14 protein-coding genes and 1 tRNA gene are annotated in these 16,683 nt (G+C 69.7%); 9 read left to right on the top strand and 6 right to left on the bottom strand.

Going from position 1 to position 16,683, the window contains the following annotated elements; all coding sequences use genetic code 11:
* Window positions 1-11 precede the first annotated feature (11 nt).
* A complete protein-coding gene (locus PK98_RS13540) occupies window positions 12-704 on the bottom strand; it encodes a lysophospholipid acyltransferase family protein (RefSeq protein ID WP_039097354.1) in 693 nt (230 codons plus the stop codon).
* A gap of 3 nt (window positions 705-707) precedes the next feature.
* Window positions 708-1,238 carry a YdcF family protein gene (locus tag PK98_RS13535; protein ID WP_039097353.1) on the bottom strand — a complete coding sequence of 177 codons (531 nt, stop codon included), beginning with the start codon at window positions 1,236-1,238 and terminating at the stop codon, window positions 708-710.
* A gap of 158 nt (window positions 1,239-1,396) precedes the next feature.
* Between PK98_RS13535 and PK98_RS13530 the strand changes: the two genes are divergently transcribed.
* The gene (locus PK98_RS13530) at window positions 1,397-2,065 is read left to right on the top strand and encodes a zinc-ribbon domain-containing protein (RefSeq protein WP_039097352.1); all 669 of its coding nucleotides are present in this window, start codon (window positions 1,397-1,399) and stop codon (window positions 2,063-2,065) included.
* Between the two features lie 96 nt (window positions 2,066-2,161).
* Window positions 2,162-2,248 (top strand) — tRNA-Leu (locus PK98_RS13525).
* Window positions 2,249-2,286: 38 nt separating this feature from the next.
* On the opposite strand, the gene PK98_RS13520 is transcribed toward PK98_RS13525, so the two are convergent.
* The 3 genes from PK98_RS13520 to PK98_RS13510 are packed head-to-tail and all read right to left on the bottom strand — an operon-like array spanning window position 2,287 to window position 5,086.
* Window positions 2,287-3,372, bottom strand: a complete 1,086-nt coding sequence (locus tag PK98_RS13520; RefSeq protein WP_039097351.1) for an NAD(P)/FAD-dependent oxidoreductase — start codon at window positions 3,370-3,372, stop codon at window positions 2,287-2,289.
* Window positions 3,351-4,040, bottom strand: a complete 690-nt coding sequence (locus PK98_RS13515) for a methyltransferase domain-containing protein (protein ID WP_039097350.1) — start codon at window positions 4,038-4,040, stop codon at window positions 3,351-3,353. Before PK98_RS13515 ends, PK98_RS13520 begins: the two co-directional genes overlap by 22 nt.
* On the bottom strand, window positions 4,040-5,086 hold the full coding sequence (locus tag PK98_RS13510; protein ID WP_081996246.1) for a type III polyketide synthase: 1,047 nt from the start codon (window positions 5,084-5,086) through the stop codon (window positions 4,040-4,042). The genes PK98_RS13515 and PK98_RS13510 overlap by 1 nt, the downstream gene beginning before the upstream one ends.
* Before the next feature lie 133 nt (window positions 5,087-5,219).
* Between PK98_RS13510 and PK98_RS13505 the strand changes: the two genes are divergently transcribed.
* From PK98_RS13505 to PK98_RS13495, 3 genes are read left to right on the top strand one after another with little or no spacing between them, the layout of a single operon-like run.
* The gene (locus PK98_RS13505; protein ID WP_052208695.1) at window positions 5,220-7,307 is read left to right on the top strand and encodes a carbon starvation CstA family protein; all 2,088 of its coding nucleotides are present in this window, start codon (window positions 5,220-5,222) and stop codon (window positions 7,305-7,307) included.
* Entirely contained in the window at window positions 7,304-7,489 is a 186-nt protein-coding gene (locus tag PK98_RS13500) for a YbdD/YjiX family protein (RefSeq protein ID WP_039097347.1), read from the top strand. Before PK98_RS13505 ends, PK98_RS13500 begins: the two co-directional genes overlap by 4 nt.
* 33 nt (window positions 7,490-7,522) lie before the next feature.
* Window positions 7,523-8,149 (top strand): exopolysaccharide biosynthesis protein, encoded by a 627-nt coding sequence (locus tag PK98_RS13495; protein ID WP_039097346.1) that lies wholly within the window; start codon window positions 7,523-7,525, stop codon window positions 8,147-8,149.
* 3 nt (window positions 8,150-8,152) lie between these two features.
* Here PK98_RS13495 and PK98_RS13490 read toward each other — a convergent pair whose 3' ends face one another.
* Window positions 8,153-9,181: an AEC family transporter gene (locus tag PK98_RS13490; RefSeq protein WP_235425516.1), complete on the bottom strand. Its 1,029-nt coding sequence runs from the start codon at window positions 9,179-9,181 to the stop codon at window positions 8,153-8,155.
* Between PK98_RS13490 and PK98_RS16100 the strand changes: the two genes are divergently transcribed.
* From PK98_RS16100 to PK98_RS13470, 4 genes are all read left to right on the top strand, one after another.
* The gene (locus PK98_RS16100) at window positions 9,180-10,490 is read left to right on the top strand and encodes an EAL domain-containing protein (protein WP_052208693.1); all 1,311 of its coding nucleotides are present in this window, start codon (window positions 9,180-9,182) and stop codon (window positions 10,488-10,490) included. The genes PK98_RS13490 and PK98_RS16100 overlap by 2 nt on opposite strands.
* A 99-nt stretch (window positions 10,491-10,589) precedes the next feature.
* The gene (locus PK98_RS13480) at window positions 10,590-13,664 is read left to right on the top strand and encodes a S8 family peptidase (protein ID WP_081996243.1); all 3,075 of its coding nucleotides are present in this window, start codon (window positions 10,590-10,592) and stop codon (window positions 13,662-13,664) included.
* 64 nt (window positions 13,665-13,728) lie between these two features.
* The gene (locus PK98_RS13475) at window positions 13,729-16,128 is read left to right on the top strand and encodes an ATP-binding protein (RefSeq protein WP_052208692.1); all 2,400 of its coding nucleotides are present in this window, start codon (window positions 13,729-13,731) and stop codon (window positions 16,126-16,128) included.
* A 64-nt stretch (window positions 16,129-16,192) separates the two neighbouring features.
* Window positions 16,193-16,585, top strand: coding sequence for a response regulator (locus PK98_RS13470; protein WP_039097343.1), 393 nt, complete (start codon window positions 16,193-16,195; stop codon window positions 16,583-16,585).
* The last annotated feature ends 98 nt before the right edge of the window (window positions 16,586-16,683 follow it).

The following is a 16,683-nucleotide window of genomic DNA, read 5'->3' as shown; positions in this document are numbered from 1 at the left end:
TAGCCGATTGCTCAGGCTGACCCGGTTCCATTCAGCACATTGATCGCCGCCAGCACCCGCGCCTCCACCTCCTCCCGCGGCCGGCCCGGGGGGATGGGCTCGCCGAAGCGGATCGTGATGATGCCCGGCCGCTTGATCCAGCGGTGATAGAGCGGCCCGCTGTTCACCGCGACGGGCACGATCGGCAGGCCCGTCGCCTTGTAGATGCCGACGAAGCCCGGCCGCAGCGGCGCCCGCACCCCGTGCGGCGTGCGGGTACCTTCGGGAAAGATCGCCAGCGGCCGGCCATCCGCCACCCGGCTTTTTGCCTGCTTCAGCATGTCGCGCAGGCTGCTGGCGCCAGCCTCGCGATAGACCGGCACCAGGCCATAGGCGGCCGCCACCCGGCCCCAGCCGGGCAGGTCGAACAGCTCGCGCTTGGCGAAGACCGCCGGCCGATACAGCAGGCCGGGCAGGTCGATCGCCTCGAAGAACGATTCGTGCCGCATGGCGTAGATCACCGGGTGGTCCGGACGCGGCCCTTCCTCCTGTATGCGGATCCCGGCCAGGTGGCGCAGGCACCAGCGATGGGCCCGTGCCCAGCGGCGTACCACCGGGTCCAGCCGGTGCGGCGCCCAGCGTGCGGCGATCAGCGCCGACGACACCAGCCAGACGGTCGCGCTGTAGAAGCCGATGTAGAAGGCCAGTGATCGCAGCAGGTTCACCGGTCAGCCTTTGCCCAGCGACACGACCCAGGCGGCCAGCAGCTTGTGATATTCCAGGAACAGCGTGAACAGCGACGGTTCGGACCGGACCGCATCCTGCACCACCACCACATCGGCCGGCAGCGTTGCGCCCAGTTCCAGCGCGGCGCGGCGCATGTGCCAGTCCGTGGTGACCAGCCGTAGCGACCGCACGCGCTGCTCCTCCACCCATTGGGCGGTTTCCAGCGCATTGCCGCGGGTGTCCAGCGCGGCGAAACCCAGCGTCACGCAGCAGCGCATCGTGGCCGCCGGCACATTGTATTCGGCGGCGAACTCGGCCGGGCGGACCTCCTCCGCCACGCCGCTGACCAGCAGGTGCGGCGCCGCGTCATCGCGCAGCAGTGCCAGCCCGCGCTGGATGCGCCCGCCGCTGCCGGTCGGGACCACGATCGCGTCGGTCCGGCTGGCCGGTGCCGGCTGCGGCAGCGCGACGGCAAACCACAGGAAGCCGAGCACCCACAACAGCACGGCCAGTGCCAGCAGGCGGCGGATCACAGGGCGCTCCGGAGTGGCGCACGGCAGGCTGGATGGCGGAGTGACATGGCTGCGACCGGCTATAGGCATGGATCGCTGGGGAAAAAAGAGCGGCGGCGGGGCATGGTGCACGCGGGTGGCTTGTTGCTGCCGTCACGCCGCTCTACGGCTGCGGCACCATGATGATCGAGTGCCCCGCCTGCGCCACGCGCTACCAGGTGTCGGAAACGGCCATACCGCCGAACGGCCGTACCGTGCGTTGCGCGAAATGCGGCGAAAGCTGGTTCCAGGAAGCCGCGGTCGACATGCCGGCGGATGAGCCGGAGAGCGCCGCTGCCGAGGACATCGCAGCGGCTGCCCCGCAGGAAGAACCGAACGCCGAAGTCGAGGATGCACCCGCCCCGGCACCCCCGCGTGACCGGTCCGGCCAGCGTCGACTGTGGGTCTGGGCGCTGGTGATCCTGGCCGTGCTGGGCGGCGCCAGTGCCGCTGCGGTCAGCTGGTGGGGCCCGCCGGACTGGCTGCCGATCCCGCGCGCGACCTTCGATGCCGGGCGGCCCGGCCTGGCGCTGGACTTCCCCGCGGACCGGCAGGAATGGCAGCAGCTGCCCGACGGCACGGAATATTTCGGCGCCAGCGGCACCATCACCAACCGCACCGACAGCAGCACCGACGTGCCGCCGATCCTGATCGTGCTGCGCGATGCGCGGGACCGGATCGTCTACAGCTGGGAAGTCGCCCCGCCCAAGAAGCGCCTGGCCCCCGGCGAAAGCGTCACCGTGCGCGAGGCAGTGACCGATGTGCCGCGATCGGCCCGGGTGGCGGAGATCGGCTGGAAGCCGGTCTGACGGTCCCGGTTGTCACTCCGCTTGCAGGCGCGCCACCTGTTTGCTAGTGGCGCGCTCCTACCCGGCCGGGCGCGCCATGCGCCCGTGTCACGGCTTGCGGCCATGGCGGAATTGGTAGACGCGCAACGTTGAGGTCGTTGTGGGCGAAAGCCCGTGGAAGTTCGAGTCTTCTTGGCCGCACCAGCCCTGATCGCGATAGACCGGCCTTGCCGGACCCCAGCTCAGATCCGCGTCAGGCGCGCCAGCAGAGGCAACATCCCCGGCACGGCCTGCGCGATCCTGACTCCCAGCCGCGCCGCCGCCGGCCGCTCCGCCATCTGCCACACGAGTCGCGCCACGCCCACTGGCCGGCGCGCCACCTGCGCGAAGCGGCGCTGGTATCCCGGCGCTGCGTCCGGTCCGCCCTGCAGATAGGCCGCTGCTGCCGCGCCGGCACTGGCGACGGCGATGGCCATGCCCTCCCCGGCCAGTGACGGTATCACCGCCGCCTGATCACCCAGCCGGAACAGGCCCGGCTCCGTCCCGGTGGCGCGCCAGCCATAGGGTACGTTGGCGATCGCATCGGGCATCTCGCCCGTCCAGTGCGCCAGCCGTTCCGCCAGCGGCCCACTCTCCGCCGCCCAGGCGCGCAGCAATGCCGCCGGCCCGCCCGCTTCGGTCAGGCGGGATCGATGGACCGCCAGGCACAGATTGCCACCGCCATCCTCCTGCAGCACCAGCCCGGCATAGCCGCGATCGAACAGATGCAGCTCCACGCTGGGGCCGACAGACCGTTGCAGCGCCGGCGCCGGTTGCAACCGTACGCGCAGGCCGATGGTCGGATCCGCCCCGCGGGCCTCGGCCGGCCGCGACGCCCCGCGCACATCATGCTTGCCGCTGGCGAGGAACAGCGCGTCGCCGGCGATCTCCGTCCCGTCGCCCAGCCGCGCGGTCAGCCCGTCGATCGCGCGCACGGTCACGCCACGCTCCACCGCCGCGCCCGCCGCCAGTGCCGCCTGCATCAGCAGCGTGTCGAGGTGCCGGCGCGACACCGCCAGGGCAGGCCGGGGCAGCGCCGCCTGCGCCTGCCGGTTGCCGGCGAACAGCCGCACCTGCGTCACCGCCACCGGGTTCAGCGCCTCGGCCGCGATCCCCAGCCGCTCCAGCATGGCCAGTGTCCGCCAGCTGAGAAACCCGCCGCATAGCGCGTCGCCGGTCTCCCGGCTGCGTTCCAGCAGGAGATGCGGGCGACCGGCCTGTGCCAGCCGCAACGCCAGCGCCGCGCCCGCGGGCCCGCCGCCGACGATCAGCGCAGGCGTTCGACGCACAGCCGGAACGGGAAGCAACGGCGCACCTGCGCCTCGGTGATGCCGGCCGCCGCCAGCAAGGGCAGCCATTCGGCCGGGCGGAAGGAGCGGGCGATGGACAGCGTGCCATCGTGCCGCACGATCGGATGCCAGCGGGCAAGCCGCGCCAGCAGCGGGTAGCCGCCATGGGCAAAGCGATGCCGCAGCAGGTCGTTCACGAACCAGCCGGCCGCAGCCTGATGTTCCATGAAGCGCAGGAAGGCGACCAGCTCGTCATCCTCCATGTGATGCGCCACCAGGCTGGACAGGATCACGTCCCAGCCCTGCCCTGCCAGATCGGCATAGTCGCCGGTCACCCAGCGGATGCACGATTCCACCGGTGTATGCGCCCGGGCGGCCTGTTCGCTGCGCGGGTTGAGGTCGACGCCGGTCAGCGCCACCGTCACGCCACGTTGTGTCGCCCAGCGTTCGATCCGGCGCAGCATGTCACCATCGCCGAAGCCCACATCCAGGATGCGCAGGCTGGCGCGCCGCTGCGCCACCCGCTCAAGGAAGCGCAGCGTCGGCCGTGGCGCAAGCGTCACCGCGTTGACGCGGGCGAGATCGCGCATGACCGCGACATAGGTGTCGGCCGGCAGGTCGTCGGCATCCATCAGCTCGGGGTCGCGGGATCGCCGGGCGAGGTCCATCACGCGCCCCGGAAGGTCAGCCCTTCGGCGGCGAGGCCGGGTCCGAAGGCGAGGGCCACGCCCGTGCCGACCGGCGGCCCGGCCAGCAGCCGCTTCAGCACGAACATCAGCGTGGCGGACGACATGTTGCCATTGTCCGCCAGCACGGCACGCGAATGGTCCAGCGCATCGGGCGCCAGCTCCAGCGAGCGCTCTACCGCATCCAGGATGGAGCGGCCCCCGGCATGCACCGCCCAGCTGTCCACTTCTGCAGGGTGGCAGCCGAGCGCGGCGGCGAAGGCCGGCTCCGCCATGGCCAGGGCAATGCGGCCGGGCACCTCCCCCGACAGATGCATCGCGAAGCCGGTGTCGGTTATGTCCCAGCGGATCAGCTCATGGCTTTCCTCCAGCGTGGAGGAGAACGGCCGCTCCAGCAGCAACCCGCCGGGCTTGCCGGTCACCAGCCCCGCCGCCGCGCCATCGCCGAACTGCAGCATGGCCAGCATCGGCTCCAGCTCCGCCGTCTGCTGCAGGTGCAGCGTACACAGTTCCACCGTCACCACCAGCACCCGCGCATCCGGTTCCGACTGCGCGATGTGGCGGGCGGACCGCAGGGCGGCGATCGCAGCGTAACAGCCCATGAAGCCGACCAGCAGCCGCTCCACCGATGGCGCCAGTCCCAGACGGCGGGCGATGATCTGGTCGATGCCGGGCGCGACGAAGCCGGTGCAGCTGGCCAGCACCAGATGGGTGATGCCGTCCAGCGCCACCTGCTCGCCTAATTGCGCGATCGCGGCGCAGGCGAGGTCGGGTGCGGCCCGGGCATAGACCTGCATCCGCGTGGCGGTGCCGGGCCATTCGACGTTACGGTAGAAACCGCCGTCCTCCTCGAACGAGGAAACCGGCAGCACGGACCAGCGATGGCCGATGCCCGCGCGCCCCGCCATCCGGTCGAACACCGCCGCCTCGCGCGGGCTGTCCAGCTGCCGACGCGCCCACTCGATGAAGGTGGCGTGGACGTCATGCGGTGGCACCGCGGTGCCGATGGCGTGGAGATAGGCTGGCAAGCACGACCCTTTCTGCAGACATCTTCAACGCTCCGGATACGACAATGGCCCGTGCCGGCGCGGTTTTTTGCGGTTGGCGACCGCCGGACCATCTGCAACAGCCGGTGCAAGCTGCACGGGGAGTTCACACACAATGCTGCGCCACCTGCCCTGGATCGCGATCGGCACCGGCGGCCTGGCCGCGCTGGCCCATGTGGCCTTGTCCCGCGGGGAGCCGGTCAACGCGCTGTGGGTGGTCACCGCCGCGCTCGGCTGCTTCCTGGTCGCCTACCGCTATTACGCGCTGTTCATCGCCCGCCATGTGATGGGGCTGGACGGAGCGCGGCCGACGCCGGCGGTGCGCCGGGCGGACGGACTGGATTATGTGGCGACGGACCGCACCGTGCTGTTCGGCCACCACTTCGCCGCCATTGCCGGGGCCGGGCCGCTGGTCGGCCCGGTGCTGGCCGCGCAGATGGGGTATCTGCCGGGCACGCTGTGGATCATCTTCGGGGTGATCTTCGCCGGCGCGGTGCAGGACTTCATCGTGCTGTTCCTCTCCATGCGACGCGACGGGCGATCGCTGGGCGAACTGGTGCGGATGGAGATGGGGCAGACCGCCGGGACCATCGCGCTGGTGGGCGCCTTCATGATCATGGTCATCATCCTGGCGGTGCTGGCGCTGATCGTGGTGCGCGCGCTGGCGGAAAGCCCGTGGGGCCTGTTCACCGTGGCCGCCACCGTGCCGCTGGCGCTGTTCATGGGCGTCTATACCCGCTGGATCAGGCCGGGCCGGATCGGGGAAGTGTCGCTGATCGGCCTGGCCGGACTGCTGGCCGCGATCGTCTATGGCGAACAGATCGCCGCCTCGCCCGTGTGGGGCCCGGCCTTCACCTTCACGCCGGCGGCGCTGTGCTTCATCCTGATCGGCTATGGCGCGGTCGCCTCCGTCCTGCCGGTATGGCTGCTGCTGGCGCCGCGCGACTACCTGTCCACCTTCCTGAAGATCGGCGCAATCGTGGCGCTGGCGATCGGCATTCTGATCATGGCGCCGCCGCTGCGAATGCCGCCGCTGACGCAGTTCATCGGCGGGGGCGGGCCGGTGTGGTCGGGTGCGCTGTTCCCGTTCCTGTTCATCACCATCGCCTGCGGCGCGGTCAGCGGGTTCCACGCGCTGATCGCCAGCGGCACCACGCCCAAGCTGATCGCCAGCGAAAGCGATGCGCCGCTGATCGGCTATGGCGCGATGCTGGCGGAAGCGTTCGTCGCGATCATGGCGCTGGTCGGCGCCAGCATCCTGGATCCTGGCATCTATTTCACCATGAACAGCCCCGCCGCGCTGATCGGCACCGATGCCGCCAGCGCCAGCGCCGCGGTCACCGCCATGGGCTTCCCCATCGACGCCGCGACCATCACCAATGCCGCGCGCGACGTAGGCGAGGCGACCATCATCAGCCGCACGGGCGGCGCACCGACGCTGGCGGTCGCCATGGCGGAGATCTTCGCGCATATTGCCGGCGGTCCGGGGATGAAGGCGTTCTGGTACCATTTCGCCATCCTGTTCGAGGCGTTGTTCATCCTGACCGCAGTGGATGCCGGCACTCGCGCCGGGCGCTTCATGCTGCAGGACCTGCTCGCCCTGGCAGCGCCGCGCTTCATCGAGCGTCGGGCGCAGGCCGCGGGACTGCTGTGCACGGCGCTGTGCGTCGCCGCCTGGGGCTTCTTCCTGTACCAGGGCGTGACCGATCCGCTGGGCGGGGTGAACACACTGTGGCCGGTGTTCGGCATCTCCAACCAGATGCTCGCCGCCATCGCGCTGATGCTGGGCACGGCGGTGCTGTTCCGGATGAAGCGCGACCGCTTTGCCTGGGTCACGCTGGTGCCGACAGCCTGGCTGCTGATCTGCACCCTGTCCGCCGGCTGGCTGAAGCTGTTCAGCCCCGATCCGGCGATCGGCTTTCTGGCCCATGCGACGCGCTTTTCCGCCGCGGTGCAGCGCGGCGAGGTGCTGGCGCCGGCCGCCGACATGGATGCGATGCGTGCCATCGTGTTCAACGACCGGATCGATGCGGCGCTGGTGGCGATCTTCCTGCTGATCGTGCTGACGCTGGCCGGCTTCACCATCCGCACCGTGCTGGCCGCACGCCGCTCGCCCACGCCGATCACGCGGGAGATCGGCGGGCCCTCCACGCCGCTAACGGCACAGGATCGCGCGCTCGATGCCGCCGGGGCTGCGGCATGAGGCGTCTGTGGGACCGCTGCGCCCGCATCGCCCGCGCGATGGTCGGCCTGCCCGATTACGGCACCTATCTGCAGCACATGGCGCAGCACCATCCGGGCGCACCGGTAATGGACCGGGTGGCCTTCTTCCGCGACCGGCAGCAGGCCCGCTATGGCGCCAGCGGCGGCGGGCGCTGCTGCTGAAACCATCGCCGGGCATGTTCATTGAAAACCCGTATGGCTGACAACGAACAGCAAGATGGTGGCGGCGGGGTCCACAATGTGGAGGACATACTCGACCGCCTGCGCGATCTGGCCGGTCGGCAGGACCGGGTCACCATCGGCGATGTGGTCGATGCGATGGGGCAGCGCAGCTTCGGCCCGTTCCTGCTTATCCCCGCGCTGATCGACATCAGCCCGATCGGCTCCATCCCGACCCTGCCCACGCTGCTGGCGGTGATGATCGTGATTACGGCGGTCCAGCTGCTGCTGGGACGCAAGACCCTGTGGTTGCCCGGCTTCATCACCCGTCGCGGGGCGAAGGCGAGGAAGGTGAAGAAAGCGGCGGACAAGCTGGACGAGCTCGCCCGCCGGCTGGACCGCTGGTTCCATGGCCGCCTGCCCGCGCTGACCAGCCCCTGGTTCCAGCGGCTGGCCGCGTTGGCGATCATCGCCCTGACCTTCACCATTCCGCCGCTGGAGCTGATCCCGCTGGCCACCACCGCGCCCATGGCCGCGATCGCTGCCTTCGGCCTTGCCATGCTGGTGCGCGATGGCTTGCTGATGCTGGTGGCGTTCGCCGGCAGCCTCGCCGCGATCGGCTTCGGCATATCGATGCTGATGGGCGGCGCGGGCGGCGGCTGAGCCTTACAGCCAGTTCAGCAGCAGCGTCAGCGTCACCACCGACCCGACCGTGCTGGCCAGCAGAACGCGCGCCGTCACTTCCGCATCGCGGGCATAGATCGCACTGACCATCCACGGCCCGGTGCCGGTCGGCAACGCGGCGATCAGCACCGCCAGCGTGGTGGTGGCGGCATCCAGCGCGAAGACATGCACCGCCAGCACCCAGGTGACCAGCGGCTGACCCACCAGCTTCAGCCCGGTCAGCATCGCGATTGCCGGCAGGTGCCGCGTGCCCGCGCCGCGCTTCTCCCCCAGGAACAGGCCCAGCGCCACCAGTGCGCAGGGAGAGGCGGCATTGCCCAGCAGGGTGGCGAAGCTGTGCACCGGTGCGGGCAGGCCCAGCCCGCTGGCCAGCACCACCGCGCCTGCCGCCGGCGCCACCACCAGCGGGTTGCGGGCCAGCCGGTTGCCCACCCGCAACATGATCCGTCCCAGACCGCCTTCGCCGCGTTGCTGCCCCAGCTCCGCCAGGATCAGCCCGATCGCGAACAGGATGGTGATGGTCAGGATGCAGGCGATCAGCACCCCGGTGCGCGTCCCCGGGCCCAGCGCCGCGGCGGCGAGCGGGAAGCCGACATAGGCTGTATTGGCGTAACCCGCGTTCAGCCCGTCCACCGCCGCATCCGCCAGGGGCCGGCGCAGCCCGCGCGCGATCAACACCGTGCCCCCGAAGATCACCACCACGCCGCCGCCGAATGCCGCAATGAAGTCCGGCCGCCAGATGTCGGCCCAGCGCGCGCCCGCGACGATGTCGAACATCAGCGCGGGCAGCGCCAGCCAGATCACGAAGCGGTTCAGTTCCGTCGTGGTCTGCGCGCCGAACACGCCGGTACGCCGCAACGCCCAGCCGGCCAGGATCAGGCCGAAGATCGGCAGGATGATGAACAGGATGGCCAGCACGCCCCGGCGCATAGCGGCGCGGCTGATGCCCGCAAAGGTGCCGGGAGCGGCATCAACACCTCCTTTACCTGTCGGGCGCAGTGTCGCCGGCATGACCAGCCGCCTGCATGCCCCGATCAAGCACGATGCCGACCGGCGGGTCCGCTTCTTCGCGGTGGTGGAGTTCGAACGCTTCATCCCGGCGCGCCAGACGGTCGGGTTCGAGATCGCCAACCGCATCCTGGTGCGTGCGGCCGACCGCATCCTGGCTGCGATGCAGGGTGGGTCGGTAGGGCGGATCGGGCATGATTCGATCGAATTCAGCTTCCGCGCGGCGGATGTGGCGGCCGCCCGGCATGACCTGTCGCGCTGCCTGGCGCTGCTGGAACGGCGGCTGGAGATTGCCGGGGTGGCCTTCCAGCTGACCGGCACCGTCGCCTTCGCGCCAATACCGGCAGAACAAAGCGCCGTGACGGACGAGATGTTCGATGCCGTGCTGGCCGCGCTGGCGGGCGATGGCGAGGGCGGCGCGGCCGCTGGCGGGCGCATCCGCCAGATCGATCCCGGCCTGCCGTCATCGGTGCAGCTGGACGACCTGGCCCTGCTGCGCGCCCTGCCCCGCGCGCTGGCCGCGAACGAGCTGCACCTGGTGTACCAGCCCAAGCTGGATTGCCGCACCGGCGCGCACCTGTCGGCAGAGGCGCTGCTCCGGTGGGACTCGCCCACGCTGGGCCCGGTCTCCACCATCCGCATGATCACGCTGGCCGAACGCACCGGCGCCATTCGCGACATCACCAACTGGGTGATCCGCCAGGTGCTGCGCGATCAGGCGGTGCTGCGCGGCGCGGGCCACGAACTGTGCCTGTTCGTCAACATGTCCGGCCCGCTGCTGTGCGACCAGAGCTTCATGGCCGAGGTGATGGGCATGATCGCCAGTGCCGGCAGCGGATTGGGGATCGAGATCACCGAGACCAGCGTGATCGAGGACCCGGAGGCCGCGATCGAGACGCTGGCCGCGCTGGCGGCAGCGAACGTGCCGGTGGCGATCGACGATTTCGGGTCCGGCCTGTCCAGCTTGGCCTATCTGAAGCGCCTGCCGGTCAGCGAGCTGAAGATCGACCGCATGTTCGTCAGCCACCTGACCAGCAGCAATCGCGATCCGCTGATCGTGCGCGCCTCCATCGACCTCGCTCATGCGATGGACATGACGGTCACCGCCGAAGGGGTGGAGGACGCGATGTGCCAGTCGCTGCTGCAGGTCATGGGCTGCGATGCGCTGCAGGGCTACCACATCGCGCGGCCGATGCCGCTGCCGAACCTGCTGGCATTCCTGCGCGATGCCCCGGGCCATGCGCCCCCGGTGCAGACCGGCGCGATGCCGGTGCGGCTGGTGCATGCGGCAAACCCCGGACGGGCGTGGTAACCACTTCTTAACTTCGTTCCTTTGCGGGCCGGATACCCTGCCCCTGCCAACGTGCCCCTGCCTGACGGTCGATTCGCGGCCTTGCAACGGGAGGGCACGATGCTTTTACTTTCCACCAGGGGACGCCTGCTGGCAGCGGTGGCCACCATGCTGCCGTTTGCCGCGCCACCGGCCCAGGCACAGGTGCTGGAACCTGCAGACAGCGGCACCACGGCACTTGCCACCATGCTGCGCGGCGGCCCGGCCACGCCGCCGCCGCTGCCGGTGCCGACCATGACGTCGCAGCCGGTCGAGGATGGTCGGGCGGCCCCGATGACCGGCTACATCCGGGCATTCAGCGGCGAGATCGACCCCAAGACCGGGTATATCCGCGCGTTCGGCGGCGGGATCGATCCGCAGACCGGGTACATTCGCGCCTTTGGCGGCAGCCTGCAGCCCTTCACCGGATACATCCGGGCATTCGCCGGGGAAGCGGCGCCCCACACCGGCTACATCCGGGCGTTCGACAGGGATATCGATCCCTATACCGGCTATATCCGCGCCTTCTGGGGTAGCCTGACCCCGGTGGGTGGCGATCTCAGCGCGCAGACCGGCTACATCCGCGCCTTCGCCGAAGGCTACATCCCGAAGATCGACGACACCCTCGGCCTGTGGGTGCAGGCCGATGCCAGTGGCGACTACACCGCGTTGGCCGCGCAGTGGCAAGGGATTGCAGCCGATGGTGCGGCCATCTGGGGCGATGTCGTGCGTCAGCGCACCGGCAAGGATTTCGCCGAAGGATTCGCCGACCGGTTCTATGCCAGCTGGAACGTCGATCCCGCCGATCCGGCATCGCTGGGGCGTCTGGACCTGGTCGACCGGCAGCTGATGATGCTGGACTGGCACGACGAGATGATGGGCCTGTCCGGCATGGACAACACCGATCACTGGATGAACGCGGTCAACTGGCGGCCGGCGCTGACGCAGGTGCAGGGCGGCGGACGCAACACCACGATCGGCCTGGTCGACTTCTTCGCCGCGGCGGACAGCGATGTCGCGTCCAAGGTGGTGTTCAATGGCGGCTACGCCAATGTGGACAATCCGCATGGCACCGCCGTAGGCAGCCTGATGGTCGCATCGCATGATGGCCGCGGCGTGATGGGCATCGCGCCGCTCGCGCGCATCGCCGCCTACAACCCGTTCGACCAGAGCATGACGGCGAACTGGGACGATGTACGCGCCGGCATCAATGCGGTGACACGCGCCGGTGCCTCCGTCGTCAACCTGTCGCTGGGCGTCAGCGGGCAGACACTGCCGGGCGAATGGCGCAACGTGTTCCGCGCCTCCGTCATCGACAGCCAGAAGGACAAGGTCCTCTACGTCATCGCCGCGGGCAATGACGGGATCACCCAGGCCAGCAATATCGACATGAAGGGCGCGTTAGACAGCACCTTCCTGGTGGTCGGGTCGGTCGATCCGGGCGGCACGATCTCGTCCTTCTCCAACACCCCCGGCACCGCCTGCATCACCGATGGCAGCGACTGCAAGAACCGCGCGGTTTGGAACGGCAAGGACAAGTTCGAGAAGTCCGATTACCTGAAGGAAAGCGGCCTCCTGATGAACCGCTTCCTTGTGGCACCGGGCGAGCTGATCCTGGTGGCCGACCATGCGGGCGGCGTGACCCGCATGTCCGGCACGTCCTTCGCCGCGCCGCTGGTATCGGGCGCAATCGCGCTTCTGCACGATCGCTGGCCGTGGCTGCGCAACTATCCGCGCGACACCGCCAAGATCATCCTGGAAAGCGCGCAGGACCTAGGCGCGCCCGGCGTGGACCCGGTCTATGGCCACGGCCTGCTGGATATCGAAGCGTCGCAGGCGCCGCTCGATTTCGGGAAGCTCAAATACTACCTGATCGGCGGCAACGGCACGCAGGAAGTCACTGCGCATAGTCTGGCGCGCAGCGGCGTCAGGCCGTCCTGGTCGGCGAACGACATGTATTTCACCGCGTTCGAGAAGATCGACAGTGCCGAGCGTGACTTCCTGATCCCGCTGTCGGACCGGCTGTTCAATGCCGGCGTGAACGGGCGCACCTTCCAGGAATTCGTCTATCACCGCCTGATCGGCTGGATCGGTGGGGGCGGCAGCAACCGGCACATCGCCGCGCTGACCGACCTGGTGCCCGGCACCGCCACGCCGCTGCCCGGCGGCTGGAGCGTCGCGACGCGCGGGCGCACCGAGCAGGTGGTGAGCATGGGTCATGCCGACCGGACCATGCTGCGCGCCAGCGTGGAGGTGTCCGCACCCGACAGCCGCTTCAGCGTGGGCTTCGGCCATGGCGACGGCGCGGTCCTGCTGGGCGGCACCGGCGGACTGCAGATGACGGGTGACTTCAATCCGCAGACCGGCGGCGCCAACCCGCTGCTCGGCTTTGCCAGCGGCGGCGCGCATGTCGCCACCACGCTGCGCATTGCTCCTCGGCTTGAAGTACAGATGGGTGTGACCCGGCAGGATCGCCCGATCGAGCAGGACATGGGCGGTGCCTTCTTCGACCCGGTCGATACCCCGCTACTGTCGCAACTGGACGATTATCGTGCCGTTGCGTCGCAGGCGAAGGTGACCTGGCGGCCGAGCGCGGGCGTGGCCTTGTCCACCGCCTTCACCCGGCTGGAGGAGAGGGGTGCCTTCCTGGGCGTGCGGTCGCTCAATCGCGGCGACTTCGGTGACGGCACCGCCAGTACCGGCATGACGATCGCGGGCGATGCGGCCGTCGGCGGCGGGCTCAGCCTGTTCGCCAGCGGCACGCTGGCCACCAGCGCATCGCACCGCAATGCCGCATTGCAGGTTGGCGATACACTCAGCTCCGCATTCCAGGTCGGCGTTGCCAAGCAGGCGGTGCTGGGGGGGACCGACCGGTTGCGCCTGTCGCTGGCGCAGCCGCTGACGATGGAACGGGGCACGATCCGGTACAGCGCGCGCGAGGTGATCGACCGCGAATCGGGTGAGATCGGGATCGTCACGCGGGAGGTCGGCATCGGCGCGCCGGAGGGCCGGCGGATGCTGGCGGAGGCAATCTATGGCACCGACATTGCCGGCGGTCGCGGTTCTGCCAGCCTGTTCAGCAGTGCCGAACTGCGGGAACGCAACCCCGACATGCCGGCCTGGACCGTGGGCGGCAATCTGCGCTGGGGTTTCTGACCCTGACATGCGGGGCGGGGCGGCTTTGCGAAGCCTTAACCGCCCCGCCCCTACAAGCCGCAGGATGACACCCGCGCGCCTCCTGCTTGCTGCCACCGCGCTGCTGCTGCTGCCCGCGGCGGCACCCGGCCCTGCCGCCCCGACGCCGGCGCAGTTCGCCTTCGAACGGGCGATCGCCAGGGCCAAGACCGCCATGATGGCCGATCCGGAGGCTGCGCTGGCAGAGGCCGACCACGCGCTGGTGCGTGCGGCCGCGCTGTCCGGCGACACGGGAGACGTGGCCCGTGCCACGGCCCTGTGGTTGCGCGCGGAGGCGTTGATCGGACTGAACCGGCTGACCGACGCGAACGAACAGGTCGCGCAGGCCCTGCTGCTGGCAGATCGCCATGCCCCGCGGACCAAGCTGCAGGGTGACCTGATGCGGGCGCGGGGATTCATCGCTGGCGAACGGGGCCGCCCGCACCAGTCGCTGACCGACCTGCTGACGGCCTTCCGCCTGTTCCGCGCCGCCGGTGAACCGCGCAGCCAGGCGCTGGCGCTGCAGGATATCGGCCAGATCTACTGGGAAGCCGGCGATACCGAACGGATGCTGCGCTACAACCGGCAGGCCGAAGAGCTGTTTCCCGGCGATCCGGCGATCACCCTGGCATCGAAGAACACCACGGGCGAGGCGCTGCGCCGGCTGGGCCGCTGGCAGGAAGCAGAAGCCAGCTTCGCGGCAGCAATGAACGATGCCCGCGAACTGGGTAGCCCGTTGCTGCAAGCCCGGGTGCTGGGCAACCTGGCACTGGCGCAGGTGGATGGCGGCAAGGTGGCCGCGGCCGCCCGCAATGCGGATCGCGCGCTCGCGCTCAGTCGCATGGCGGAGGCGGCCAGCTGGCGCTCGACAGTATATGGCGTGATGGCAAAGGTGGCGGCGGCGAAGGGCGACAACCCCGCTGCCGCCCGCTGGCTGGAGCGCACCTTCGCCGGGCTGGACCTGACCCGCACGGACGCCAGGTTCCGCGAGTTTCATGAGGCGGCTGCACAGGTTTACCGACGCCTGGGGCAACTCCCGCTCGCCTACGAGCATCTCGCCGCATCCAAGCGGATCGACAGCGAGGCGAGTGCCCTGACCGCCACCGCCAGCTCGCAGCTGATGGCCGCGCAGTTCGACTTCGCCAACCAGAACCTGCGCATCGCCCAGCTGAAGCAGGGGCAGCTGGAACGCGACGTGCAGATGGAACGGCAGCGCGGGCGATACCGCACCAACGTGTTCGCCCTGCTGGGCAGCGCCGCCTTCGTGCTGCTGGCGCTGATGGGCTGGGCGACCTGGTCGATCCGCCGCAGCCGCAACCAGGTGCGCGATGCCAACACGGTGCTGACCGGCGTCAACGCCGAGCTGGAAGGTGCGCTGCGGGCCAAGACCGACTTCCTGGCGATGACCAGTCACGAGATCCGCACCCCGCTGAACGGCATCCTGGGCATGACGCAGGTGATGCTGGCCCGGCCGGAGATCGCCGGCGAGACCCGCGAGCAGGTGCAGCTGGTGCATGGCGCGGGCGAGACGATGCGCGTGCTGGTGGACGATATCCTGGACCTGGCCAAGATGGAGGCGGGGGAGATCGGCGTGCAGCTGGCGCCCACCCGCCTGCAGCCGATCCTGGACGATGCGGTCGCACTGTGGCGCGCACGCGCCGCGGCCAAGGGGCTGCGGCTGGTGGCGGAGCTGACGCTCGGCGCGCTGCCGGTGGAAACGGACGGCGCCAAGCTGCGCCAGATCCTGTTCAACCTGCTGTCCAATGCCATCAAGTTCACCGCCACCGGCGAGGTGCGCGTGCTCGCCACGCACGATCCGGCAGCCGGGCACCTGATGCTGGCGGTGGAAGATACCGGCATCGGCATCCCCGCCGACCAGCAGGCCCATGTGTTTGAAGCGTTCCACCAAGTGGACAGTGCCATGACCCGGCAGTTCAGCGGCACGGGCCTGGGCCTGGCCATCTGCCGTAACCTGGCAGGGGCGCTGGGCGGGACGCTGACGCTGGCGAGCGAACCCGGACATGGCAGCCGCTTCACGCTGGACCTGCCGGTGCAGGAGGCGATCGTCGAGCAGTCGCCCCCGCCGCAGACCCTGTCCGCCGCCCGTATCGGCATCGTGGAGGCCGATCCCGCACGGCGGCTGAAGCTGGCCGGGCTGCTGCGGCCGCATTGCGCCGCTTCGCTGCCGCTGTCCGACGAAGTGGCGGCACTGGCCCTGCTGGAGGACGGCGGGATCGACGGATTGCTGGTCGATGCCGGTGCCTGCCGTCCCGGCACGATGGCACGCCTGCGCGAATCGTCCGTGCCGACGATCCTGCTGGTCGCCGGCGATTCTGCCGAGGGCAGTGGCGGGGCAATGACCGTGCTGGCCAAGCCGGTGAGCGGTGCGCAACTGCTGTCGGCAGTGCGGGGGTTGTTCACGCAACCTTTGGCCGATGCCGCCTGACGGCTAACAGGCTATTTACCTTGCCGGTCTAAAGCCGCTGCAGGGTTGCTGGAGTGCGTCGAGAATGCTGGTCCTGTTTGTCGAAGACGATCCCATGAACCGCCGCGTCGTGCGGGACATGCTCCGCGTCGTCGGCGCCACCATGGAAGAGGCGGAAGAGGCGGAGAGCGGCCTGCGGATGCTGGCGGCCAAGCCGTACGACATGGTGCTGATGGACCTGCGGATGCCCGGCATGGACGGCATCACCGCAATCGGCCTGCTGCGTGGGACGATCGGCCCCAACCAGTCCGCGCCGGTCATCGTGGTGACCGCCGACATGGCACCCGACCTGCGCACCCGCTGCCTCGCGGCTGGCGCGGACGAGGTGATCGTGAAGCCGGTCGCCATGGCCGCGCTGCTCGACGCGATGGCCCGGCTGGCCCCGCGCGAGGCGGAGGAGGACTTCGTGATCGACTAGGGCCCGCGCCCGCCCCCCCCCCCCCCGGAAAAGTTCCGGTGTTAAATCCGGAACATCTGCTGCGCTCGGAACCTCTGCCTGCAACACCAGAACAACGG

The sequence above is a fragment of the Croceibacterium mercuriale genome, from assembly GCF_000802385.1.
In the GTDB taxonomy this organism is placed as follows: Bacteria; Pseudomonadota; Alphaproteobacteria; order Sphingomonadales; family Sphingomonadaceae; genus Croceibacterium; species Croceibacterium mercuriale.
This window is presented reverse-complemented; position numbering and strand designations above follow the sequence as displayed.

What these genes read in the sequence shown, in the direction of transcription:
- PK98_RS13505 (WP_052208695.1), top strand. Translation starts at nt 5,220, where the DNA reads ATGCTGCGCCACCTGCCCTGGATCGCGATCGGCACCGGCGGCCTGGCC.
- PK98_RS13480 (WP_081996243.1), top strand. Translation starts at nt 10,590, where the DNA reads ATGCTTTTACTTTCCACCAGGGGACGCCTGCTGGCAGCGGTGGCCACC.
- PK98_RS13495 (WP_039097346.1), top strand. Translation starts at nt 7,523, where the DNA reads ATGGCTGACAACGAACAGCAAGATGGTGGCGGCGGGGTCCACAATGTG.
- PK98_RS13530 (WP_039097352.1), top strand. Translation starts at nt 1,397, where the DNA reads ATGATGATCGAGTGCCCCGCCTGCGCCACGCGCTACCAGGTGTCGGAA.
- PK98_RS13470 (WP_039097343.1), top strand. Translation starts at nt 16,193, where the DNA reads ATGCTGGTCCTGTTTGTCGAAGACGATCCCATGAACCGCCGCGTCGTG.
- PK98_RS13500 (WP_039097347.1), top strand. Translation starts at nt 7,304, where the DNA reads ATGAGGCGTCTGTGGGACCGCTGCGCCCGCATCGCCCGCGCGATGGTC.
- PK98_RS13515 (WP_039097350.1), bottom strand. Translation starts at nt 4,040, where the DNA reads ATGGACCTCGCCCGGCGATCCCGCGACCCCGAGCTGATGGATGCCGAC.
- PK98_RS16100 (WP_052208693.1), top strand. Translation starts at nt 9,180, where the DNA reads ATGACCAGCCGCCTGCATGCCCCGATCAAGCACGATGCCGACCGGCGG.
- PK98_RS13475 (WP_052208692.1), top strand. Translation starts at nt 13,729, where the DNA reads ATGACACCCGCGCGCCTCCTGCTTGCTGCCACCGCGCTGCTGCTGCTG.
- PK98_RS13490 (WP_235425516.1), bottom strand. Translation starts at nt 9,181, where the DNA reads ATGCCGGCGACACTGCGCCCGACAGGTAAAGGAGGTGTTGATGCCGCT.